Genomic DNA, 22758 nt, shown 5'->3' with positions numbered 1-22758 from the left:
CCCCGGGTCGACGTGCGCCGCTGGAACGGGGAGAGCCGAGCCCCGCGATGAGCAACGGACATGCCAGGCGGAGCGAAGCCCCCTCGGAACGAACGGCCCGCGGCCGGACGGCGAGCGCGTGAGTGAAACAAGCCTGATTGCGGCGCGGCGAGGTGTGGTGTTGCGGATGGCTCCGGCGGCCTCTTCGATGCGTGGATGAGCTGTTGATACAGCGCCGCGTTTCCAGGAGAGCGGCGCATCGCGCGAGGAACCTCGTGTATCCCCTCCGGACCGCGGGGTCCTCTGGCCGCGGCCTGTGGCGCTCGCGCAGCGCCTACGCGCCGTCGCTCGTGCCCTGAGGGCGCGTCGACCGGACCAGCAGCTCGTGCAGCAGCCACAGGCCCGCGGCCGTGACCACCGCGAGCGTCCCGATCGACGGGAGCCCCACACGCGCGGCGAGCACGCCGCCGATGCTCGGCAGGACCGCGCCGCCGACCATGGCCGCGCTCGCCTGGAGCCCGATCGCGTGCGCGGTGTAGGGGCCGAGCCGAGCCGGGGTGCGGGACATCAGCGTCGGGTAGATCGGCGCGAGGCCGAGCCCCGCCAGCATGAGCCCCGCGGCCCCTGGCCAGGCCGGGCCGACCGCGAACAGCACGCTCCCGAGCAGCGCCGTCAGCGTGGCCATGCGGAGGAGCCGGTCCGCGCCCACCCGATCGACCGCCAGGCCGAGCACGACGCGCCCGACGCCGATGCTGCCCCAGTAGGCGCCCGCCCACACCCCGGCCGTCTCCGCCGCGACGCCGCGCGCCTCGGTGTTGAGCGTGAAGCTCCACTGCCCGAGCAGCAGCTCGAGGCCCGTGTAGAGGAAGAACACCGCGATCTGCAGCCACACGCGGCGCTGCCGCAGCGCCTCGGCGAGCGGGACGGGGACGCCCGGCGCCTCCTGCGGGCCGTCGGCGGCCGCCGCCCGCGCGCGGAACGATCCCTTGACCACGGCAAAGGCCGTGCTCAGGAGCAACATGATCGCGCCGATGATCGCGTAGCCCGAGCGCCATGAGCCGGTGGTCGCGAGCGCCGCCGTCGCGATGAGCGGCCCCAGCGCCGCGCCGGCGCAGTAGCAGGCATGCAGCCAGTTCACGTGGCGCGCGGAGAAGTTGCTCGCCGCGTAGGCGTTGAGCCCTGCGTCGATCGCGCCCGAGCCGAGCCCCGCGATCAGCCCGCAGAGGAGCAGCAGCGGCCAGACCGGCGTCATCGCGTAACCGAGCAAGGCGACCGTGATGAGCCCGCTGCTCAGCGTGAGCAGCTTGCCGACGCCGAGCCGATCCACGAGCTTCCCCGCCGCGATGCTGGACGAGAAGTACCCCACGCCCGTCGCGACGAGGAGCGCGCCGAGCGCGCTCTGCGGGAGCGCGAACGCGGCGCGCAGCGAGGGCCACGCGACGCCGAGCACCGCGTCGGGCAGGCCGAGGCTCACGAAGCCCACGTAGGTGAGGATCAGGAGCGGCGGCACGCGGGCGTCCTCTCCGCAGGCGCCGCGCAGGCCCTGGATCGCTGTGTCTTCCTCGATGGATGCATGCGCCGGCGAGATTACATCATGGGTCCGCGAGGCGGACGACGGCCGTGCAGAACGATGTTCGCAGGCGGCGCTGGCGGGCCCCGGGCGGCGCTGCGAGGGTGCTCGTCATGGCCATGACCTTCGCGGAGACCCGCCTCGTCGTCCTGCTCGCCTTCGATGGCGTCTCGCTGCTCGATCTGGCCGGGCCTCTCGAGGCCCTCACCGTCGCGGCCACCTTGGGCGCGCCGGGCGCGACCGCGCCCTACCGCATGGTCGTCGCCTCGATGGCCGGCGGGCACGTGCGCACCACGACCGGGCTCGGCGTCGCTGCCGAGCCGCTCGCGACGCTCGACGACGCCGCCATCGATACGCTGATCGTGCCGGGCAGCGGTCCGCCGGAGGACCCGGCCACGCCGCCGGATCTCGTGGCCTGGCTGGCCCGCCGCGCGCCGCGCGCGCGCCGCACCTGCGCCGTGTGCACGGGCGCCTTCCTCCTCGCCGCCGCGGGCCTGCTCGACGGCCGCCGCGCGGCGACCCACTGGCGCACCGCGCCGCTCCTCGCGGAGCGCCACCCGGGCGTGCGCGTCGACGCGGACTCGATCTACCTGCGCGACGGGCCGATCTGGAGCTCGGCCGGCATCTCTGCGGGCATCGATCTCACCCTCGCGCTCGTCGAGGAGGACCTCGGGCACCGCGCGGCCATGGCCGTCGCCCAGCAGCTCGTCGTGTTCCTCAAGCGGCCCGGCGGGCAGTCGCAGTTCAGCGCGCCGCTCGCGGCGCAGGCGGCCGAGGGCGGCTCGTTCGCCGACCTGCATGCCTGGATGGCCGACCGCCTCGCAGGCGATCTGCGCGTCGAGCGCCTGGCCGCGCAGGTGGGGATGAGCCCGCGCACCTTCGCGCGCGCCTACACGGCCGCGGTGGGGCAGACCCCGGCGAAGACGGTCGCAGCCATGCGCCTCGAAGCCGCCTGCCAGGCCGTCGCGGGCACGGATCTCCCGCTCAAGCGGATCGCCCACCGGTGCGGCTTCGGCGACGAGCAGAACCTGCGCCGCGCCTTCCAGCGACGGCTCGGCGTGGGACCCCTCGAGTACCGGGAGCGCTTCGCCGCGAGCGCCCGCGCGCCTGCCAGGAAGTGACGGGGGCACCTTGCGCCGGTACGGCGCAGGCCCGGCGCCTCGGGCGCTGGCTCAGTGCGATCCCGTGTACTTGAACTCGAGGATCGCTCCCGGGTTGTCCAGGACCGTCGTACCCAGACCGGTCGGCCCGCTCGTGCTCCCCGACGGGTCCGTGATCACGTAAAATGTCCGGCGGTCCGGGCCGATCGCGAGATCGCGGTAGCGGTTGCTGGTGGCGAGCAGGCGGACAGGCTCGCCGACCACGGACTTCCCGTTCGCGCTCAGCTTCACCCGGAACACCGCGCCCCGCTTGAGGCTGGTGATCAGGAGCGAGTTCCCCCACCCCGGGACGCCGCGCCCGGCGGGGTAGTAGTGGAGCGAGGAGGGCGCGATCGTGGGCCAGCAGATCCAGTTGAACTCCTCTCCGCACACCGAAGTGCGGAAGTCGTGGTCGTCGTCGACGGTGTAGAAGGTGAGGAGCGGCTCCCGGAAGTCGGGGTGGCTGAAGGCGCTCTCCTCCTGCTGCGGGACGGAGGGAGGCGCCTCGTAGTCGTTCCACTCGAGCGCCTCGCAGGGCGTCGGGCTCGAGGCCGACCAGTTGTCGTACGTGTACGCCTGGTCGTCCTGATAGCCGGCGACGTGCGGCCAGCCGTAGTTCTCGCCGGGCAGGATGCGGTTCAGCTCGTCATCGCTCTTCGGCCCATGCTCGTTCGCGTAGAGCTTGTCACCCCGGCCGAACGTGAGGCCCTGCGGGTTGCGGTGCCCGTACGAATAGATATGGCTGCGGGTGCCGTCGATCCGCGGGTTGTCGTGCGGGATCGAGCCGTCGAGGTTCAAGCGCAGGACCTTGCCCTGGTACTTCGACCAGTCCTGCGCCGCGACCTCGGCCGCCGTGGGCAGCTCCTGCGCGCGGATCGAGAGGCACTTCCTGCCGAACTGGTTGTTCCCCTGATCCCCGATGGTGTAATAGAGCTTCCGATCCGGGCCGAAGAGGATCCGGGCGGAGTTGTGATCGTCGCTCCCTGGCAGGCCCGTGATGATATCGAGAGGGCTCCCCAGGGTCTCGGTCGCCGGGTCGTACGTGTAGCGGCGGATCTTCGTCCTGCGGTCCACCGCCGGTCCTGGGTCGACGTCGTAGGTGAAGGAGACATACACGTAGTCTCTGCCCTTGCCCTGGAGCAGATCCGGGTGCAGGGCCAGGCCCAGCACCCCGTCCTGTCCCCCCGACTGGAACGCTTCCCCGATGGTGACCGCGGTCGTCAGCTGGCCGTCGTCCGGCCGCACGCGCACGACCCGCTTCGCCACGCGCTCGGTCAACCACAGGAAGCCGTCCGGACCCAGGACGAGCCGCGCCGGAGACTGCAGGCCTCGGGTGATCTCGCGCGAAGCGAAGGAGGCTTCCCCGCCGGCGCTGCGCTCATCGCCGTCGTCGCCGGCCTCGCCGTCGACGACGGCGTCCCCGTGAGCTCCGACCGGACCGTCCAGGCGCTCCGCCGGGCCGCACCCGGCGAAGCCCCAGGAAGCGGTGGCGAGCAAACCAACCTGAGCCAGGAAAACAGCTGGGCTGCGTGAGATGGAGAGGGACATAGAACTACCTCGCTGCTTCTTTCGATTGAGGAAGAGTATCGGGGTCCACCGCTCCAGGGCGCGGCGGATGTGCTGAGAGAGCTTCCAGCGTCGCGGACGCGTACGGCGTCCGACGAGCTGTGTACCGATCAAAGTGATCGGTCCTTACAATAAAGAGACACAAAGGCCCCTCCCACTGTCAAGTTGATTCTGTGTCGCAGCATGGTTGACACGTCGCATGAACGCGGCGCCGAACACAGTGGCACGGACGTTGCGGCAACCGCGGTGATGGACACGGCGACAGACGCGGCGCACCTCGCCGCCGGCCGTCGGCGCGAGCGCCGGGTCACGCGCGGTTCACTCCGGTGCTCGTCGAGCCGGACGACCGCGCTGTCGCCGCCCGCTTTTACGCGCGAGCCTCTTCTTCACCGGAGGGCAGCTCGGGTCGCGCACCAGCGGTCACGAGCTCCACCGGGACGCCGGCGAGGGTGTCCCACCGGGTTCTGCCCCTCGTTCTTGCCGCCAAGCTCGGGCGGCTCGTCGACGATCAACCGGTGGTTGCGCAGACGTCCGCGCTCAGTGACACCGGGATGCGTAGGCTCGGCAGGCGGTCCAACTGGCCGTTGGATCCGACGAGCCCTATCCCGCTCCTACGTCGGAGCGCACCGCGGGGAGCGGGCGGCGCCGGCAGCTCACCTCGATGAGGATGTCGCCGGGCGCCTTGAAATAGAACATCACGCCGCGGCCGTTCTCGCTCACGGGGCCGCTGTCGACGCCCGCCGCGACGATCGCGGCGTGCTTGTCGTACACCGTGGCCACGTCGCCGACGAGAAAGCCGATGTGGAAGCCCTCGGGATAAGGACCGTCCGCCTCGCGCCGGCGCTGGAGGACGAGCGTGAAGTCGCCGGGCCCCGTGAGGATGGCGATCGCCGGCGAGTGCCGGTTGCCGTGGACCTCGAACTGGAAGTGCCGCTCGAAGAACGCGGCCGTTTCGATGACGTCGGGGACCTGGAGATCGATGTGATTGAGCTGCATGAGAGCCTCCACGGAGGACGCACGTGCGTCCAGGTGCCGTGGGACCTCACTCCGTGGTGGAGGGGACATGGGCTCCCGTCATGGGAGTGGCCGGGGCTCGCCTGAACCGACCTACCTCTTTCGGCGAGCGAGAGCATAACGAAGCGATGGCGACCTGGCAACCTCCCGAGAGACATCGACGCGCCAGCGTATCGGTCGAGGAGAGCGCCGCGCGCTCAGCCCTCGCGCGCCACGCGGATCGCCTCCTCGAGCTTCTCTGGCGTGACCTCCGGGTCCTGCAGCACCGCCGCCACCCAGGCCGCGGCCTCGGCCGTCGTCCGAAAGATGTTCGGCGCGAGCCCCTGCGTCCCGCGGGCCTGCAGCCGCATCATCAGGGCGCGGACCGAGGCGGCGATGAACCCCTCGGCCTCGATGAGCGTGGCCATGCCCTTCAAGTACCCCCCGGGAGCGCTCGCCGCCCGCTGCATCGCCGCCCGGGTCGCCTCGTCGGGCGGCCCGGTGCGCTGGGGGGGGACCACGACCAGGAACGCTGCCCCTCCCAGCTGGCGCGCCGCCCAGGGCTGGAAGAGCGCCCGGGAGCGCTCGACGCCGGCGACGCTGGCCTGCCGGCGCCAGACGAGCAGCATGAGCCGCCGCCAGGTCGCCACCACATACACGTCCGTCTGCTCCAGCAGCTCGACCTTCACCGACGCGGAGGAGGTCACCATCGTCCCCGATTGTCGTCCCTGCGGGGTGGCCACCGCAAGGCCCCGGCGTGTCAGGTCAGCAGCCCGGCGTCGCGGCCGCGGCGACGCAGCTCCTCCCAGAGCGCCTGCGCCGCCAGGCCGCGCGGGGCCATGGCGCATCGCGACAGCCTGCACCCCCGGGAAGATGCCCACGATCGGCCCGAGCGGCGTCACCGCGCCGATGGCAAGCCGCACGATCGGCTCCACCTTGCCCGAAAGGCGCATCCCGAAGCTCCACAGCGCCTCGGTGCTCTCGATGACGGCCGCGGCGCGCTCGTGGAACAAGCCGAGCTGGGCGCGTGAGGCACGGACCGGGGCGTGCGCTTCCCTCCCCGGGTTTGCCGGCGTATCTCCAACCGGCACGTCATCCGCCAGCGGTCCCACGCTCGGAAGGCGCAAGGCGCGTAAGGCGCCAGGGTGGATGAAAATCCTCAGGCGGACACGGGGCGTCCGAGCAGGCGCTGCCGAAGTTCGGGGTTGCGGACCCAGCCGGTGATCGCGAGCAAACCGAGCACGATGATGAGCGGCAGATATTCCGGAAGCGTGAAGCCGCGGGTCATGTTCGTGGCCAAAGCGCCGGAGAAGTAGCCGACCATGAGCACGAGGCCGATCGCGGAACAGCGCGGGATGAGGAAGAGGATCGCGAGGCAGATCTTCGTGATGCCGAGCGGCACGGTGATGTCCGTGATCCCCAGCCGTGCCATGAACGCCGCGCCTTCCTCATTCGTGGGAGGCATGAGCTGGAGGATGCCGCTCGCCAAGGTGGCGAGGGACAGGAGGCCGGTCAAAATCCACGAGACGATCTTTCCGGCCTTGCCCGGGTTCGGGACGGACTTCGGATTCCTCGCGCGGGCGAGAAGCTCCGGCGTGCGGAAGTACGCGCCGATCATCATCACGAGGATGAGGACGAACGGGAACCACGGCCAGTTGCCTTCGACGTCATGCGTGAGACCGGTGGCCGTCGCGCCGCCGAGCACGGCGACCATCATCACGAAGCCGAGCGTAGCGGTGCGGGGAATGAGAAGGAGAACGGCGGCGATGATCTCGAGCGCGCCGACCAGGTAGCGATGGTCCCAGACGCCGAGCGCTTTCATGAAGTTGGCGGTGGGGGTGCCATCCTGGATGAGGAATTTCGCCAAACCGGAGGCGAAGATCATGAAAAGGGCCAGCAGGACGGTGGGCGTCCAGCCGAGGATTTTTTCGGATCGGGCAGTCATATGGCCCCGATGATATCAAATGGAGCGTTCAACAGAAGAACTAGTTCCACCGCCTCCGAATGGGTGTGGTCCATGATGGGGGACTGAATCCCCTGCGCTCCATCGATTGGCAACCGCTCGCGGTGATACAGGTCAGGTCCCAATCATCGTCGCCGTGGCGGGCGCGCGCGGAACGCTCTTGGGCTACTGGATCAGCCATCGGTTTCCCTGAAGAACGTCCAATCCGGGAACCTGAAGTCGCAAGAATGTCCCTGTATCCGCAGCTGCCCGCAATGATTGGAAGCGCGTCGGAGCGATCGGATTGCCGGCGTCATGCGGTCCGACTCACCGGACCAGCTGCGCCGCCGCCGCTGCGATCTACTGGAACGCCCGCCCGTGGCGCTCCAGCCACTCATCGAACGTCCGCGCCTTGCGCCCGAGCAGCTGCTCGACCGTCGGGGCGGGCCGCTCGCCGTGCCCGGCCTTGACCAGCGCCTGGATCTCGGTGATGGCCCGGATGAACACCTCGGGGAGGCCCGCCTTCTCCAGTCCATCGCGCAAGGCCTCCTCGGTCACGTCGACGAACCTGAGCGGCGTCCCGATCGCGGCGCTGATCTTCGCCACCTGCTCTGCCGCGCTCAGCGCCTCCGGCCCGGTGAGCACGTACGACTTGCCCTCGTGCCCCGGCGACGTCAGCGCCTTCACGGCTACCGCCGCGATGTCGCGCTGGTCGATCGGCGCCGTCTTGCCGTCGCCCGTGGCCTGGTACACGGCGCCCTGCGCCTTGATCGAGCCGACCCACATGAGCGCGTTCGTCGCGAAGGCCCCCGGCTGCAGCATCGTCCAGGCGAGCCCCGACGCCTTGACCTCCGCCTCGGCCTCGCGGTGCCAGCGGGCGATCGTGTAGTCGTGCTCGTCCACGGCGCTCGCCGACGACAGCAGCACGAGGTGCCGGACGCCCGCCCTCTTCGCCGCGGCGGCCGCGTTGCCGGCGAGCGCCGGGAGGTCGCCGCCCGCGCAGACGACGAACGCCCTGTCCACGCCCGCGAACGCGGCGTCGAGCGTCTCGGGCTTCGCGAGATCGCCCTTCACGACCTCGACCAGGCTGCCGCGCTCGCCAAGCCTCGCCGGGTCGCGCACGAGGGCGCGGACCCTCTGTCCCGCCTCGACGAGCTGCTCGAGCACGGCGCCGCCAACATTCCCTGTCGCTCCGGTCACGAGGATCATCTGCCGCTCCCTTTCGTCGCTCATGGTGACCCGCCTTCGCCGCGCCGTCGAAGGCGTGGGGAGAGCCGCCGCCTTCGCGCGCTCGCGCGGGTCACAGCTTCGAGGCGGCGTGGTCCCAGTTCACCAGGTTCCACCATGCCTCGACGTACTTCACCCGGGCATTTCGGTAGTCGATGTAATATGCGTGCTCCCACACGTCGCACGTGAGCAGCGGCGTCTTGCCCTCCGTGAGCGGGGACCCGGCGTTGCCCGTCTGCACGATCTCCAGCTTGCCGGAGCTATCCTTCACCAGCCAGGCCCAGCCCGAGCCGAACTGACCGACGGCCGCGGCGCTGAACTTCTCCTTGAACGACGACACGCTTCCGAACGCCCCCTCGATCGCCGCACGGAGCGCGGCGGTGGGCTCACCGCCGCCCTGCGGCTTCATGCTGTGCCAGTAGAACGTGTGATTCCACACCTGAGCTGCCTGGTTGAAGACAGCGCCGGACGTCGTGCGGACGAGATCCTCGAGGCTCTTGCCCGCGAGCGCCGCGTCCGCTGCCACGAGCTCGTTCAGCTTCGTGACGTAGGCGTTGTGATGCTTGCCGTGGTGGAAATCGAGCGTCTCGGCCGAGATGTGGGGAGCCAGCGCGTCTCTGGAGTAGGGGAGCTCGGGAAGAGTGAAGGTCATGGTTCTGTTCCTCGTGTTGCGTGTCGACGGCCACGCGCTCGTCGCAGCCCTCGTGAGTAGCTCGGCGAAGAGCTCCGGGTGGCGCTCCAGCCTGGGATCGAACGCCCGCGCTTCGCGGCCAGACAGCCGCTCCACGTCGCCGGGTCCGGCGGCAACGTAGCAACCCCGGTGGGTGCGCGTGGCGCCTTGCCAACGAGTTGGCAGCTTTCCATCCATTTGGAGAGACGGCCTCCCGGCCAGCGGCTCAGTGGCTCCGCCAACCTGCCGCGTCGCGCTGAGCGCACGGAGATTTGCCGCCGATTCCTTTCGCCAGCGCGCCCGTCGGGCCGCCCTCGCCGCGCTGCAGGTCCCGGAGATGAGCGAGCCGAACATCCTCCGCGTGCTCCTCCGCTCGACGAGCCTCTCGCGGGCGGGCGCTCATCGCTGTCGCGAGCCCGCGCGCGGCGAGCCCTCAGCCGCGCACGGAAGGCTGCTGGCTCGAGCTCGCCGCCATTCCGTGAACGGCCGCGAAGCCGCGATCGATCAACGCGAGGAACGCGGCGTTCGCCTTCTTCGCCGAGCCCCCGCGCTCGAACACGCGGAGCGCTTCGGCGTAAGCCGTGCGCCACGTCAGCACGATCATGCCGGCGACGAGCCGCGCGAGGCCATCGGGCTCCGGACCGGCGAGCTCGACCGCGAGCCCGTCGACCGCCTCGTCCCCGATCTCGCGGAGGCGCGCCTTGAGCGACGGGCTCGCCGCAACGACGCGCCAGAAGCCGGCCGTCTGGCTGTCGATGCGAGCGAACGGATGCTTCTGCTCGCACAGCCTGTCGACGAGGCGGCGGAGCGCGTCGACCGGCGACTGCCCCTTCGGCCTCTCGCCGAGCGCCTCGCGCAAGAGCAGCTTCACCTCGTCCTCGCGATCCAGGAGGAGGTCCTCCTTGCGCGCGAAGTAGTTGAACACCGTCATCCTGGAGACATTTGCGGCGGCGGCGATCTCCTCGACCGTCACCGCGTCGAAGCCGCGCGCGTGGAACAGCCCCGTCGCGATGTCGGAGATCCGCTGCCTGGTCTCGCGCTTCTTGCTTTCGCGGAGCTCGCCCATGGACCAGATCTTATACCAAGATTAAAATTTTACTAGCACAAAGTTTTATCGAGTCTACGATTCACGTCATGACTCACGATGTCGTCATCGTCGGCGCGGGCCCGGTCGGGCTCTTCCTTGCGATCGAGCTCGCGACAGCGGGCGTGAAGCCGCTCGTGCTGGAGCGGCTCGTGGAGCCCGACCGCACGATCAAGGCCGCCTCGGTCGGCGCGGTGGCAGCCGAGGCGCTGGAGCGACGCGGGCTCGCGGGTGCGCTCGACGACGAACGCCGCGCCACCATGGCCCTGATGCTGCCGGCGCTGAAGGCGCGCTTCGGATCCGGACCGATGAAGAAGCCGGGAGGCCACTTTTCTGGAATGTTCTTGATCGACCAGCGCCTCCAGCGCGACCCGGAGCGCCACATGCGTCCCGTGCCGCAAGAGGCGCTCGAGAAGATCCTGACCGCGCGCGCGAGCGAGCTCGGGATCGAGATCCGCCGCGGCATCACGGTGGAAGGTCTCGAGCGGGACAACGACGCCGTGACCGTGCAGACGAGCGCGGGCCCGCTGAGCGCGAAGTACCTCGTCGGCTGCGACGGCGGCCGGAGCCGCGTCCGCAAGCTCGCCGGCTTCGAGTTCCCCGGCACGGATCCGACCATCACCGGCTATCAGGCTGTCGCCGAGCTCGATACGCCCGAGAAGCTCGCGACGGGCTGGCACCGAACGCCGCGCGGCCTCGTCGTGTCCGGACCGATGCCGGGGCGCGTCTTCACGGCGGAGTTCAACGGACCGCCGCCCCACCGGGATGCGCCGATCACGCAAGCCGAGGTCGAAGCGGCGATCCAGCGCGTGAGCGGCACCGACGTCAAGATCCTGTCGATGACGATGGCGACGCGCTGGACCGATAACGCGCGACAAGCGACGACCTACCGGATGGGCCGCGTCTTGCTCGCCGGTGACGCCGCGCACGTCCACTCGCCCTTCGGCGGCCAGGGCTTGAACCTCGGCCTCGTCGACGCCGCGAACCTTGGTTGGAAGCTCGCCGCGGCGGTGAAGGGGCGCGATCATCTCCTCGACTCGTACACCGCCGAGCGCCACCCCGTCGCTGCGCGCGTCCTCGAGAATACCCGCGCGCAAATCGCGCTGATGCGCCCTGACCCGCTCACGAGCGCGCTCCGCACCATCGTGGGCGACCTGATGAAGCTGCCCGAAGGCAATCGCTACTTCGGCGAGATGCTCACGGGCGTCGGCATTCGTTACGACCTCGGCGACGACGACCCGCTCGTCGGCACGCTCGCGAAGGACCAGCTCCTCACGCTCACCGACGGCAGCGAAGAGCGGATCTACGTGCTGATGGAGAAGGGCGGCGGCCTCTTCATCTCGCCTTCGGAACGGTCACTCCCGCAAGCTGTGCAACATGCACGCACCAAGGACGGCAAAGACGGCCCGTCGATGCTCGTCCGTCCCGACGGCTGCATCGCGTGGACCGACGCGTCGTCGACGTCGCTCGACGACGCGCTCGCGCGCTGGTTCTGAATCGGAGCGACGTGCCCGCCGCCGCGCCGCCGCCGCGCGGGAGATGATCACCCTCGCAAGAGCCGCTCGCTCAGCTCCCAGAGCCGCTTCGCGGCCTCCGGATCGACCGAGCTCGACGTCGCGTCCGACGGGACGCTATCCGCAGTGAGCGGCCTCGCCTCGTCGTCCAGCGGCGCGACGTCGTTGTCCTTCAGGTAGACGCCGCCGATCTCGGCGAGGAGCGGGCTCGTGGCCGCGAACGCGATGGTGCTCGCGCCTTGCGCCGGCGTCTTCTTCCCGCGGACCGGATCGATGATCGGCTTGCCGGCCTCGTCGATGAGGCCCATCGCCCGCAGCGCCTCCGGCCCGGCCGCGCTGTTCAGCGTCGTCCCGACGACGACGCCCGGGTGGACGGCGTAGCCGCGGATCTTCTCGCTCGCCCACCGCCGATCGAGCTCCACGGCGAAGAGCACGTTGGCCTTCTTCGACTGCGCGTAGGCCGCCGTCGACCGGTATCCCGTCGCGAAGTTCGGATCGTCCCACCGGATCTCGCCGAATCGGTGCGCGCCCGACGACACGTTGACGACGCGCGCTCCGCCCGCCGCCCGCAGCGCGGGCAAGAGCCGCAGCGTGAGCTGGAAGTGTCCAAGGTGACTGGTCGCGAACTGGAGCTCGTAGCCGCGCGCGTCGCGCGCGACCTCCTTGGACGCCGGCGGCGCGGCGGAGTTGACGAGGACGTGGAGCGGCCGACCCGACGCGCGCCAGCGCTCCGCGAACCCGTCGATCGACGTCGGATCGATCAGATCGAGCTGGCTCACCTCGACGCGCTCGATCCCGGCGACCGCGCTGGCAGCGCGGCCCGGATCGCGCGCGCCCACGGTCACGGACGCGCCGGCCTTCGCGAGCGCGCGCGTCGTCTCGAGGCCGAGGCCGGCGTGACCGCCGGTGACGATGACGTTCTTGCCGCTGAGGTCGATGCCCCGGAGGACATCGTCGGCGGTGGATGCTGCGCTGAAGCCGCTGCCGATCGGGTGTTGCTTGTTCGTCATGCGGCTGATCTACCGCCTGTCGCGAGAGATCGATTGGAAGGACCGGACATTTCGCGCACGGCTGCGGTTCGGCTTGCCTGGGGGGACGAACGGCCAGGATGCGAAGGTGCTCGAGACGACGGTGGCTTGGAACGGCGGGCGTCAGGTCAGGCACGAACGGACGCTCCCCGTGCCGGACCTCGCGTGGCGCTCACGATGCCGGCGGTCAGGGCCAATACGGCTCCGATCCCAAGTCCGACCCGAGGCGCCAGGTCGAGGGAGGTGGTGGTGAAGAGCAGGGTCATGAGGACCGCCCCTGCCGTCTGACCGGTCAGACGAGCGGTGCTTTGCGTGCCGCCAGCCGCGCCGCTCCGTTCCGGCGGCGCGGAAAGGAACATGTTGCGGTTGTTCGGCACCTGAAAGAGGCCGAACCCCAGGCCGCAGACGATGGCGAACGCAATGAGCAGCCGAGGGTCGCCCTGCAGCGGCCACAGGGCGGTCGCCGCCAGGCCGAGGGCGAGGCAGGCGCCGCCGACAGCACAGAGCCACGCCGTCGGTATGCGGTCCGCGAGGCGACCGGCGACGACGGCTGTCGCGGCGACGGTCAGCGGCCAGGGCGTCATATAGATCCCGGCCTCGAGCGGTGTCTGCCCAAGTTGGTGTTGCAGGTAGAAGGGAAGCGCCACCAGGCCCGCCGTTTGGCCCGTGAAGCAACACACCGACGCGATCACCGAGACCCGGAACGATCTGCCGCGCAGCAGGTCGAGCGGGATCATCGGGGCGGCCTTCGGCATCTCCCGACGAACCAGCCACATCAGGGCAACCGCCGCCATCGCAAGCAGCAGGCCGGCCGCGAGCGGCCGTGTCGGCAAGAGCTCCGCTCCGATGACGAGCAGCGCAAAGACGACGCCGTTCAGCGCCACACTGCGCCCGTCGATCCGCTGCGCCGTTCCGGCGACCGGCGGGAGCGCGCGCGCGGCCAACAGCGCCGTCGCGCCCACGGGGAGGTTCACCAGGAAGAGCCAAGGCCAGCCCATCCCCGCCAGGATCAGGGCGCCGATGGCGGGGCTTGCGGCCGACGAGAGCGCGACCGTCAGCGCGTTCCAGCCGATGGCCGCGCCGAGCTGCTTCGGAGGAACGGACAACCGTAAGAGGGCCACCCCCAGCGCCATCACGGCAGCGCCGCCAAGGCCTTGGACGAACCGGGCGGCGACGAGCCAGGGCAGCGAGGGCGGCAGGGCGCAGAGCGCGGACGCCACCGTGAAGAGAGCGACACCCCCGACGAACACCCGGCCGTAGCCGAGCCGTTCGCCGAGGGCGGCGCAGGGCAGAAGCGCCATGACGAGCGCGGTCTGGTACGCGGTGATGACGAGGACCGCCAGGGACGGTGTGGCGTCCAGCGCGCGGGCCATCGTCGGCAAGGCGACGTTGGCCATGCCCGCGTCGAGCACCACGAGGCTCATGGCGCTCAACACAGCGGCGATCGCGAAGGCGCGTCGCGGCGATGGCAGCCCGGCGTCGGCGTGGGCCTGCTGCGGCGTGGATCGGTCGAGGGGGGCCGTCGCGATCCGCCCTTCAGCCAGAAGACTGGTCATGCCGCCGCCGTGGTCCAAACGCCGTTGCGTTCGACATACCGGATGACCCGGTGCTCTTGCCGGTCCTCGACCCTCAGGTCTCGCTCCGTGAAGCGGAAGAGCAGCGCCGAGCTCGTCATGCACCGCGTGTCGTGAATGTCGCCGGGGAGGTACACTTGCACCTGGCCGGCCCGCACCAGGGTCGAGTCCCTCTTCACCAGCCGGAGCCGGCCGTCCGGGTCCTCTACCCGCGCGTAGGTCCCCATCTCGATTTCGCCCTGCTGCACCGCGTACATCACCCACCCTCTGCCGTGGTCGTGGGGTGGCCGGTAGAGCCCGGCGTGTTCGGTGTGCGCGAGGAGCACAAACCCATGGGTGAGGTCGTGATACAGCTCCTCATTTGTGGGCGCGCTCCGGTGGAGCGCCGCGAGCCACGCCTCTGATGGCGAAGCCTTGACAAGAGTCTCCAGGTGTTGGCGGCACGCAGCGACGAGCTCGCTCGTCAGCGGCCCCCAGGCCGCCTTCGTGCCGTCGATGAATGTCTGCAGAGCGCTGTTGGCCATCGTCGTCCCCTTCGTTGAAGCGTCCCGGAAGAGTAGAGGGCCGCATGACATGGCGGAACGCGCAGCGTGTGCATGTTATCCGTGCGCTGGGCGCCATGTGATCCGCGATCTTGCCGCCGTCCTCGCTGATCTCGCGCGGGCTGAGCCTCGGCGAGGCCATCGCGCGGCTGCTTCAGCGCCATCGCGGCGCCATCGAGCGAGCCGCGACGCTGGGGCGGAGCGGGCGCATTGCTGGGCCGGCATCCACAGGGCGAAGACCAGCGCGGGCCGAGCGAGCGCGCGTCCTGCCCGCGCCCTGCGAACAGCGGCACCGGCCGAGCCTGTTCCTCTCCGTCAGCGAGGTCGCGGGAGAGCCCGAGTGGTTGACGTCGATCACCATGTCAATTTCAAGTTTCTCGAGCTTCATGCTATCTTCGGAGCATGTCGTCTCCCGATCTGAACCTGCTCATCACGCTCGACGTGCTCCTGGCAGAAGGAAGCGTGGCGCGCGCCGCTCAACGGTTGCGGCTGAGCCCCTCGGCGATGAGCCGCGCATTGGCTCGCCTACGAGAGACGACCGGCGATCCGCTCCTCGTCAGGGCGGGCCGCGGCCTGGTTCTGACGCCTCGAGCGCTGGCCTTGCGTGAGCGGGTTCACCGGCTCGTCGAGGACGCCGAGGCCGTCTTGCGGCCAGATCAGGCGATTGACCTGACCGGGCTCGTTCGGACCTTCACGCTGCGGACCAGCGATGGCTTCGTGGAGAACTTCGGCCCTGACCTCCTGGCTCGAATCGGCGAGGAGGCCCCGGGGGTGCGCCTCCATTTCCTTCAGAAGCCTGACAAGGACAGCGCGCCCCTCCGCGACGGTCGGGTCGACCTGGAGACCGGCGTCATTGAAGCGTCCCTTGGTCCGGAGGTGCGCAGCCAAGCCTTGTTCCATGATCGGCTGGTCGGCGTCGTGCGAGCCGGGCATCCTCTGAGCGACGGCAAGTTGACCGCCAAAGCCTATGCCCAAGCGCACCACGTCATCGTGTCGCGCAGCGGCTATGACAACGGCGCCGTCGAGCGCCCTTTCCTGCCCCCCGGCCTCATCCGGAAGGTCGGGGCCATCGTCGGTGGCTTTTCAGCCGCGCTGTCGCTGGCGCGGGCTTCAGAGCTGGTGGCCACGGTTCCGGATCGCCATACGGCAAGTCTGCGCGAGGGGATGTTCAGCTTCCGCCTTCCAGTGCCTGCGATCGAGTTCACCGTGTCCATGCTGTGGCACCCCCGAATGGACGCCGATCCGGCGCACCGCTGGTTGCGAGCATGCCTTCGCGCTGTCTGCGCGTCGGAAAGCGCTGGTTAGAGCCCGTTTGGCCCCTCGATCACGACCCTCGCAACCTCCGTCAGGCCCTGGTCCGGCGCATGAGGGTCCAACCGCAGAGACGGCCGTACGTCGCCAATACGACCTGATCCAGCGCGGCGATGTCCACCGAGAGCTTCCAGTCGCGCAGCTGGCGCACGTAGAAGTCGCGCTCGATCCCGTCGGCGCCCTCCACCCGCTGCCAGCCGAGGAAGATATCGCTCGCGGCCTGCATCAACCGCTGCCCCGCCACCACCCGCTCGCCGCTGTTGCGGTACTCGCTCTTTCCGAGGAACGGCTCGAGGACCGACGCTTGCGCCTCCTTCGCCTGCAGGAAGAGCGGGTCCTGGTCGTCACGGCCGACGAGCAGAATGATCCAGGCGCGCGAGCCGACGCTCCCGACCCCGACTACCTTGTGGGCCATATCCGTGAAGTTGTACCCCTCCAGCAGGTGCCGCCGATCGGTCTGGAGGGTGAGGCGATAGCCGCGCAGGATCTCGCGTACCTGCTGCTCGAGCTGCTCGCGGGCCACGCCTGTCAAGAACTCATCCATCGGGACGATCAGGGGAGGATCGCTGATGGTCCGCCGCCGGCCGCCGACCTCGTAGGTCAGCATCTCGTAGGCCTGAATGCTGTCCTTCGTCCGAGCCTTCGCGAGGTTGCGCTCGGTGACGCGCAGACGTTTGCGACCCACCGACGAGCGGAATCGGTCGAAAATCTGCTCGATGTCGAGCCTCGCGTACCAGACGTCGAGGTTGCGGAGCGCCGCGAAGCTCCGCATCGCCTCGCGGTACTCGCGGACGGTCTCCAGGACGATGTCGGAGCGCGCCGACCTCGAGAAGCCGTTGTCGCGCCCGGCCAACTCCATGCTGGCGGCCAGCCGCTTCACGTCCCAGTCCCATGGTCCTGGGAGCGTCTCGTCGAAGTCGTTGATGTCGAACATCAGGCGCCGCTCGGCGGATCCGAACACCCCGAAGTTCGAGAGGTGTGCGTCGCCGCAGAGCTGCACCCTCAGGCCCGAGCGCGTCGTGGCGGCCAGATCGGAGGCCATCGCGCACGCGGCGCCCCGGTAGAACGTGAACGGGGAGACGAGCATCCGGCAGCGCGCCGCTCGGCAGGAAAGCGCGATAGACGCCGCGGCTGCGCGGCGACATCGTGGAGGTGGTCGACGCGAGCGGCGCGGCGCGCGTCCACATGGCCGGCATGGGCTCCGGTCGATGTCCGTCAGCGGACGATCTTGGCGACGCTGGCTGGTTTGCCGTTCCAGCTGGCGGTGCCGGTCACGCCATCGCTGTTGCAGTCGCCCGAGATGACGACTGTCCTGTTGCCGCACGACGCGCTCTCGAGGGTCAGCGTCATCGTGTAGTCGTCGGTGCGCGGGAAATAGCTCGTCACGTACGCGCCCTTCACGTCGGAGCGGCCGCAATCCTCGAAGAAGCCATCCTCGGTATCGAGGCTCAGGATGGTGTTCGTGGACAACCCGATGAGGATCCCGCCGGTCAGCCGCGCGGACCAGCCGGCTCCGGTGATCTGGAACCGATCGTTGAACAGGATGCTGCAGGAGGCGGCGCTGAGCCCCCTCGAAGAATCGCCGGGGTCCTCCTCGATCTCCGCGTCACCGCAGGCGGAGAGCGTCAAGAGCGCCACTGAGACGAATGCTTGCTTGAACATGGTTCCATCCTCTTCTCTGTGGGACCTGAAGGGTCGCCCTTCCCTGGCGCCGCCGGCACGTCCACACGCCATCCACGCTCGAGGGCCGACCGAGCGCCGGGACGTCCTCTGCTTGGCCAGCGCGAGCGGAGCCCGAGCTGCACGCACATGTCGATCTCCAGGCCATCGATCCTGGGCGTGAGGTACGTCTCGTCCGCCGAGGCTGCTGCGGAGCACAAGAGAATGCTAGAAAACGCCGAAGCCATGACCAGCGGCGATGTCTTCATCGTCCCCCCATCGTCAGAGTGGAGAATAGCGCTCGGCGGCGCCCAGCGCTGCCCGATCAATCCTATGGACAGCGATGGATCGGAGCAAGCCTGCGCGCGCGGAGGTGGTTTGGTGGCAAGGCGTCGTTCTCTGAGATAGGCGCACGATCGTGAAATGCACCCGCAGCCTTTGTCGTCCAGAGCGCTGCACGGCGGAGCGCTGGCGCTCCCCGGCCCGGAGGCCGGAGAACCTCTATTTTCTTGACATCCGCAAAAGCGCTTGGCCGGCTCCCCGACCGAGGTCATCGTCACGCGCCGGTCGCCCGCCGCGATCCGCGCCTTGAACAGCCCGAGCGCGGCCCCGTGCGCCTCCGCGGCCGTCACGTCGGCCTCGTAGGCGAGCATCGCGCCGCGCTTCACCGCCCCGATGGAGTGGGGCATCGACGCCCGGTGCTCCCGGGGCTGACGCCGGCTTGCTTCGCTCCCTGTTGCACCCGATGCACCGTGTTGCACCCGGCGCGATCGAGATCGTTCAGTCTCCTGGCCGTTCGCCTGCAACGCCGACCCGCGGCGGAGTGTTGCACCACCGCTGTCGTCCGGTCGTCGCGGATCGCAGAACGAGGCTGAAGCGGCGCCAGGGAGTCGCGAGCGAGGTCGCCGACCTCACCTCGTGCGCGGCACAGCGATTGCTCAACCTGCTGCTGTCGCGGTCGCGCCAGGGAGAAGCTCAGGAGTGATACGGCGACGAGTTCATCAAGGAAGAGGGAAGAGGGAACATGAGCGATCGACTGGAGCACACGATGCAGAACCTCGGTTCGAGCAACTCACGGCATGACGGCTCGCTGAAGCTCGCCGCCCTGGTGCTCGCCTCGCTCGTCGGGGGTTGCGCGGCCGAGGCTGCGAGCCCGGACGACGAGACCGAGCTGGCCGCCGACGTCTCGCCCGAGGACATCAGCGAGACGGAGCAGGCGCTCGCCGAGTCGACGTGCGGTCACTCGATCTGCGAGACCGGCGCGGCGGTCCCCGCCACCTGCGATTCGTGCGTGACGAGCATCTGCGACGTGGATCCGTTCTGCTGCACGAACGCCTGGGACAGCGTCTGCGTGAACGAGGTCGCCACCGTCTGCGGTCGCGGGCCGCAGGCGGTCACGAGCAGCACCGTCGTCTCGTCGATCAAGGTCCGGATCCGGACCGGCGGCGACGATCTCCGCGGGGGCTCACAGGCGTACGGGTCTTTCCAGCTGGCGAATGGAACTTCTCTGCCGAAGACGAGCTTGAACGGCGGGGCGGGGTTCCCGAACAACTCCGTGAAAGTTGCCACCATGAGCTTCTCCCCGTCTCGCACGCTGGGGAGCCTCGCGGGCTTCACGCTCGAGTGGGACGGCGCGCCGAGGAATGTCTTCGACTCGTACGACAACTGGAACGCGGACGAGCTCCGCTTCTTCATCGAGCCCGCGGGCCGTTGCCCCACGTTCCTCGGAGCTCCCTTCACGCCGGGCCGCATGACCGGCGCGCGGACGATCGCGAGCACATCGGTCCGCCTCCCGTAGGCCCCCTCGCTCGCCCTCCCGTCGGCGCGTGGTGGTCCCTCGACTCACGGTGCCAGACCACTTCGACGGAGGTGCGGAGAGGTCCTCGTCATGCGCCAGGACCTGCGCGCCGTTCCGCGTGGCCGTGCCGTCGGCTCAGTCGACGAACACGTTCCAGCAGAGCGCGTTTCGCAGTTTCTGGTCGTCGAGGACGAGGTCTCGTATCTCGTCGGGCAGTTGCTCCCACTGCCACTGGCGTTCGGCTCGCGCAGCCGCGTCCCCTTGGCCCGATGGCGCGGCTTCCCTGGCAGCCCTGATGGCGTACGCCGCGGCCCCTAGCTCATGGGCGGCTACATGCGCCACGGCCACCGCCTGGCCCGCCGACAGGGCAGCTAGCCGGGCGGCGGGGGGCGCATCGCGGCCTGCGGCGTTGGAAGCGAACGCCGCCTTGTGACACTCTCTCATGGTGGCCTCGCCCCGGGTCCACGCCCGCACCAGCGCGAGCGCTCTGCGCGGCCGGTCATCGTCTGGCCTGTATTCATCGAAAAACCCCATGACGTGCTGCGCGCAATCTGCGGCCCAGATCGCCAACGCGTGATGGGTGCCTTCATCCAGGAGCCCTCCACGGCGGATGGTGATGAACCGTGGGTCGCGTTTCTTGGGAAGAATCATGGCGCTCCTCCTTGCACTGTCGATGGATATACCCGATCAGCGCGAGCGCCGCTCGCCAGGGTGTGGGCCGAGGAGAAGTCGTTCGACCGAGCGCGACCGGCCGGGCACGCCTCGGCGAGCTGAGCGCGAAGGTCTCCGGCCGTCGGCGAGCGCGATCGCAGCGAGGCCTCGAGCACGATCGGGGCCTCCCGCGAGGGCAGCTCGGGCTCCATGACTCGACGCGCGAGCTCGGTCGATCGCGCTCAGAAAGATCCCTCATCGGGATCGACATCGGGAGCATAGCAGTCCGAGAAACCGTCTCTGCTCGTCTTGCACACCTCGCTTGGCAAGCACGTGTAGTAGGTCACGCCGGACGTCGTGTCGCAGTACCGGACCTTGTGTGCCCCGTCCTCGACGACGCACGCTTGCTCACCGAGCTCGGAGCAGTCGGTGGCTACGCTGTCCGGCTGGAACCAGCACCGCGGTCGAGCCCCGGGGCCGGTCTGGCACGCGAACGGGCGCGCTGCTTCCTCGCTCGCATCGCTATACTCTCCGTACGGCGGCACGAACCCCGGGATCCCGGTCCCCGTTGCCTTCACGCTGCACACAGCTCCCGCCACCAGCGTGTCGAGGCGGCACTGGGACGGAGCATGACCCTCCTTCGTCACCTCGGCCTCGGTCGTATCTGGTGTGTCGAATTGCGGGTAGACGATCTCCCTGGGAGCCTGCAGCACGGCCTGCTCCTCGAAGAACCGCCCCGTCTGCAGGCTGGCGAGCAGGATCCGGCCGCAGAGCTGCTGGCTCGCCAGGTCGCTGTAGGCCGTCGTGCAGCGCTCGCGCGCGGAAGGGTCGAGCTCGGCGAACGCCGCGGCGTTGGCCTCGGTCTCATTCGCCCACAGCCGCGGCAAGCAATCCTTGGTGGCAAAGTAGTCGGCCTGTGACTCGGCCGCGATCGACGTGCCCAGCGCGCCGGTGCTGTTCCCGCTGCGGGAGGTCTTGAACGGGAACCCGCCGATGAAGTGCCCCATCTCGTGGCACATCGTGAGCGCGAACACCTCCGTCGTCATGCTCGAGACAGTGAGCCATCCCTTGCTCACCTCGACTATCCAGTCCTCCCCGGGTCTGAGCAGCACATGGGCGCTGACCGCGTCGCTGTCCCAGTCGATTCTCCACGAGATCTTGTGGGTACCTGCCGGGTTCGCTGCCGCGGCGTGGTCCTGGTAGAGCGCGACCACGCGATCGAGGATCGCCTCCGCCTCCTCGCGCGTCGGCGGGCGCTCCCCCGAGAGCGGCGCGCTATCGGCAGGTGCAGCGACGGCGCCTCCGATGGTGGCGACGGAATCGTCGTCCCTCCCATCGGTGGAGACGTGGCCCACCTCTCCCATGCACGCCGACAGGAGAACTGACGAAGCAAGAATAGTGTAAAATTTCATATCAATCTCCGTCGAATCATATCGCCGAACAAGATTGGACCGAGCCAGGCGGCCGGCGTCGGGTGCAGCGCCAGGCGCGCCGAGGAGCCCTGCTGACCCTCGGGCGACGAGGAGCAACGACGCGATACGACCGACATCGGCTGCTTGACGGCGGGAGCTTCTGTTCGGTGCTCTTGATGCCGTCACGGCGATCGATCCTTCAAATTATTTTGTTGTGCCCAGCCCAGCCCGCCCGCTCGACCGCCTCATGCCACATGACGGTGGTGTATGGTAGAACGCCGGGATGCCCAGAATCTCCGCAGCTACGCTCGAGCTCGCCGAGAACCTCAACCTCAACTGCCCACAGCGCGCGGGCGAAGAGCGCGTCGTGCGCCCCGGCTACGCCGCGATCGTCGGCGCCGAGGCCGACCCGCACCACAACGTGGTCCAGCGTCTACGCCTCGCCGGGGACGAGGTCGCCGCGACGGTGGCCGAGGTCCGGGCGATCTTCGCGGCGAGAGGGCGACGCCAGGTCACCTGGGAAGTGGGCGATCACGCCGAGCCGAAGGACCTGGCCGAGCGCCTGATCGCCCTGGGAATGAGGCCGTTCGCGCCCGAGGATCTCGCGGTCGGCATGGTGCTCACCCGGCCGCTCGTGTCGATGGACACCTCGATCACCGTCCGCCGCGTCCAGACCTTCGAAGAGTTCGCGCGAGGCGCGTGGATCTTCCGGCGCGGCTTTGGCAGCGACGACGCCCCCGAGGACGATCCGGAGCTCGTCCTGCGCTGGACCGAGCACCGCTCCGTCTCCGCCTTCGAGCGCTACCTGGCCTTCGACGGCGACGAGGCCGTCGCCGTCGCCGACGCGCTCTTTCTCGACGCTGGCGTGGTCATGTGCGGCGGGGCAACGATCGCCTCCGCGCGCAGCCGGGGCGCCTACCGCGCGCTCATCACCGCGCGCTGGGAGGAGGGTCGGCGCCGCGGGACGCCGACGCTGATCACCCAGGCCGGGGCGATGTCGCGGCCGATCCTCAAGCGCCTCGGCTTCGAAGAGGTCGTCCAGATCCGCATCTTCCTGGACGAATTCGGCTGACGTCAGCGCCCAGCGTCAACCGCGGAT

The 22758-nt window shown here is 69.4% G+C and carries 20 protein-coding genes; 5 read left to right on the top strand and 15 right to left on the bottom strand.

Annotated elements, in window-relative coordinates:
* Positions 1-313: 313 nt before the first annotated feature.
* A complete protein-coding gene (locus WME89_RS05775) occupies positions 314-1489 on the bottom strand; it encodes an MFS transporter (RefSeq protein WP_438008246.1) in 1176 nt (391 codons plus the stop codon).
* A 179-nt stretch (positions 1490-1668) separates the two neighbouring features.
* Here WME89_RS05775 and WME89_RS05770 point away from each other — a divergent pair, with 179 nt between their 5' ends.
* Positions 1669-2670 (top strand): GlxA family transcriptional regulator, encoded by a 1002-nt coding sequence (locus tag WME89_RS05770; protein ID WP_438011899.1) that lies wholly within the window; start codon positions 1669-1671, stop codon positions 2668-2670.
* Positions 2671-2721: 51 nt separating this feature from the next.
* Here the strand turns inward: WME89_RS05770 and WME89_RS05765 are convergent, their stop codons facing one another.
* From WME89_RS05765 to WME89_RS05735, 7 genes are all read right to left on the bottom strand, one after another.
* Complete coding sequence (locus WME89_RS05765; RefSeq protein ID WP_438008245.1) at positions 2722-4185, bottom strand: glucose/sorbosone family PQQ-dependent dehydrogenase; 1464 nt, start codon at positions 4183-4185, stop codon at positions 2722-2724.
* A 669-nt stretch (positions 4186-4854) separates the two neighbouring features.
* Positions 4855-5250, bottom strand: a complete 396-nt coding sequence (locus WME89_RS05760; protein WP_438008244.1) for a VOC family protein — start codon at positions 5248-5250, stop codon at positions 4855-4857.
* Between the two features lie 215 nt (positions 5251-5465).
* A complete protein-coding gene (locus WME89_RS05755) occupies positions 5466-6260 on the bottom strand; it encodes a hypothetical protein (RefSeq protein ID WP_438008243.1) in 795 nt (264 codons plus the stop codon).
* A gap of 146 nt (positions 6261-6406) precedes the next feature.
* Positions 6407-7192 carry a DoxX family protein gene (locus WME89_RS05750; protein ID WP_438008242.1) on the bottom strand — a complete coding sequence of 262 codons (786 nt, stop codon included), beginning with the start codon at positions 7190-7192 and terminating at the stop codon, positions 6407-6409.
* Positions 7193-7549: 357 nt separating this feature from the next.
* The gene (locus tag WME89_RS05745) at positions 7550-8422 is read right to left on the bottom strand and encodes an SDR family oxidoreductase (protein ID WP_438008241.1); all 873 of its coding nucleotides are present in this window, start codon (positions 8420-8422) and stop codon (positions 7550-7552) included.
* Positions 8423-8489: 67 nt separating this feature from the next.
* Positions 8490-9068 (bottom strand): superoxide dismutase, encoded by a 579-nt coding sequence (locus WME89_RS05740; protein WP_438008240.1) that lies wholly within the window; start codon positions 9066-9068, stop codon positions 8490-8492.
* Positions 9069-9519: 451 nt separating this feature from the next.
* A complete protein-coding gene (locus tag WME89_RS05735; protein ID WP_438008239.1) occupies positions 9520-10152 on the bottom strand; it encodes a TetR/AcrR family transcriptional regulator in 633 nt (210 codons plus the stop codon).
* Positions 10153-10220: 68 nt separating this feature from the next.
* Between WME89_RS05735 and WME89_RS05730 the strand changes: the two genes are divergently transcribed.
* Positions 10221-11666: an FAD-dependent monooxygenase gene (locus tag WME89_RS05730; RefSeq protein ID WP_438008238.1), complete on the top strand. Its 1446-nt coding sequence runs from the start codon at positions 10221-10223 to the stop codon at positions 11664-11666.
* Between the two features lie 47 nt (positions 11667-11713).
* Here WME89_RS05730 and WME89_RS05725 read toward each other — a convergent pair whose 3' ends face one another.
* The 3 genes from WME89_RS05725 to WME89_RS05715 all read right to left on the bottom strand — a co-directional run bounded on the left by WME89_RS05725 (position 11714) and on the right by WME89_RS05715 (position 14810).
* Complete coding sequence (locus tag WME89_RS05725; protein WP_438008237.1) at positions 11714-12694, bottom strand: SDR family NAD(P)-dependent oxidoreductase; 981 nt, start codon at positions 12692-12694, stop codon at positions 11714-11716.
* Positions 12695-12840: 146 nt separating this feature from the next.
* Positions 12841-14268 (bottom strand): MFS transporter, encoded by a 1428-nt coding sequence (locus tag WME89_RS05720; RefSeq protein WP_438008236.1) that lies wholly within the window; start codon positions 14266-14268, stop codon positions 12841-12843.
* A complete protein-coding gene (locus tag WME89_RS05715; RefSeq protein ID WP_438008235.1) occupies positions 14265-14810 on the bottom strand; it encodes a hypothetical protein in 546 nt (181 codons plus the stop codon). The genes WME89_RS05720 and WME89_RS05715 overlap by 4 nt, the downstream gene beginning before the upstream one ends.
* 420 nt (positions 14811-15230) lie before the next feature.
* Between WME89_RS05715 and WME89_RS05710 the strand changes: the two genes are divergently transcribed.
* Entirely contained in the window at positions 15231-16133 is a 903-nt protein-coding gene (locus tag WME89_RS05710) for a LysR family transcriptional regulator (RefSeq protein WP_438008234.1), read from the top strand.
* A gap of 40 nt (positions 16134-16173) precedes the next feature.
* Here the strand turns inward: WME89_RS05710 and WME89_RS05705 are convergent, their stop codons facing one another.
* A complete protein-coding gene (locus WME89_RS05705) occupies positions 16174-17226 on the bottom strand; it encodes a DUF2252 domain-containing protein (RefSeq protein WP_438008233.1) in 1053 nt (350 codons plus the stop codon).
* 128 nt (positions 17227-17354) lie between these two features.
* The gene (locus tag WME89_RS05700) at positions 17355-17801 is read right to left on the bottom strand and encodes a hypothetical protein (RefSeq protein WP_438008232.1); all 447 of its coding nucleotides are present in this window, start codon (positions 17799-17801) and stop codon (positions 17355-17357) included.
* A gap of 1021 nt (positions 17802-18822) precedes the next feature.
* On the opposite strand from WME89_RS05700, the gene WME89_RS05695 reads away from it, so the two are divergent.
* Positions 18823-19596, top strand: a complete 774-nt coding sequence (locus WME89_RS05695; protein ID WP_438008231.1) for a hypothetical protein — start codon at positions 18823-18825, stop codon at positions 19594-19596.
* A 135-nt stretch (positions 19597-19731) separates the two neighbouring features.
* On the opposite strand, the gene WME89_RS05690 is transcribed toward WME89_RS05695, so the two are convergent.
* Together WME89_RS05690 and WME89_RS05685 are read right to left on the bottom strand one after the other, a co-directional pair.
* Complete coding sequence (locus WME89_RS05690) at positions 19732-20247, bottom strand: putative immunity protein (RefSeq protein ID WP_438008230.1); 516 nt, start codon at positions 20245-20247, stop codon at positions 19732-19734.
* Positions 20248-20489: 242 nt separating this feature from the next.
* Positions 20490-21659: a hypothetical protein gene (locus tag WME89_RS05685; RefSeq protein ID WP_438008229.1), complete on the bottom strand. Its 1170-nt coding sequence runs from the start codon at positions 21657-21659 to the stop codon at positions 20490-20492.
* A 283-nt stretch (positions 21660-21942) separates the two neighbouring features.
* Between WME89_RS05685 and WME89_RS05680 the strand changes: the two genes are divergently transcribed.
* A complete protein-coding gene (locus WME89_RS05680) occupies positions 21943-22731 on the top strand; it encodes a hypothetical protein (protein WP_438008228.1) in 789 nt (262 codons plus the stop codon).
* The last annotated feature ends 27 nt before the right edge of the window (positions 22732-22758 follow it).

Origin of the sequence: Sorangium sp. So ce321 (assembly GCF_051530195.1) — a bacterium.
Lineage (GTDB): Bacteria > Myxococcota_A > Polyangia > Polyangiales > Polyangiaceae > Sorangium.
Note: the sequence above shows the minus strand (reverse complement) of the source record. Positions and strands in the feature narration are given on the sequence as shown.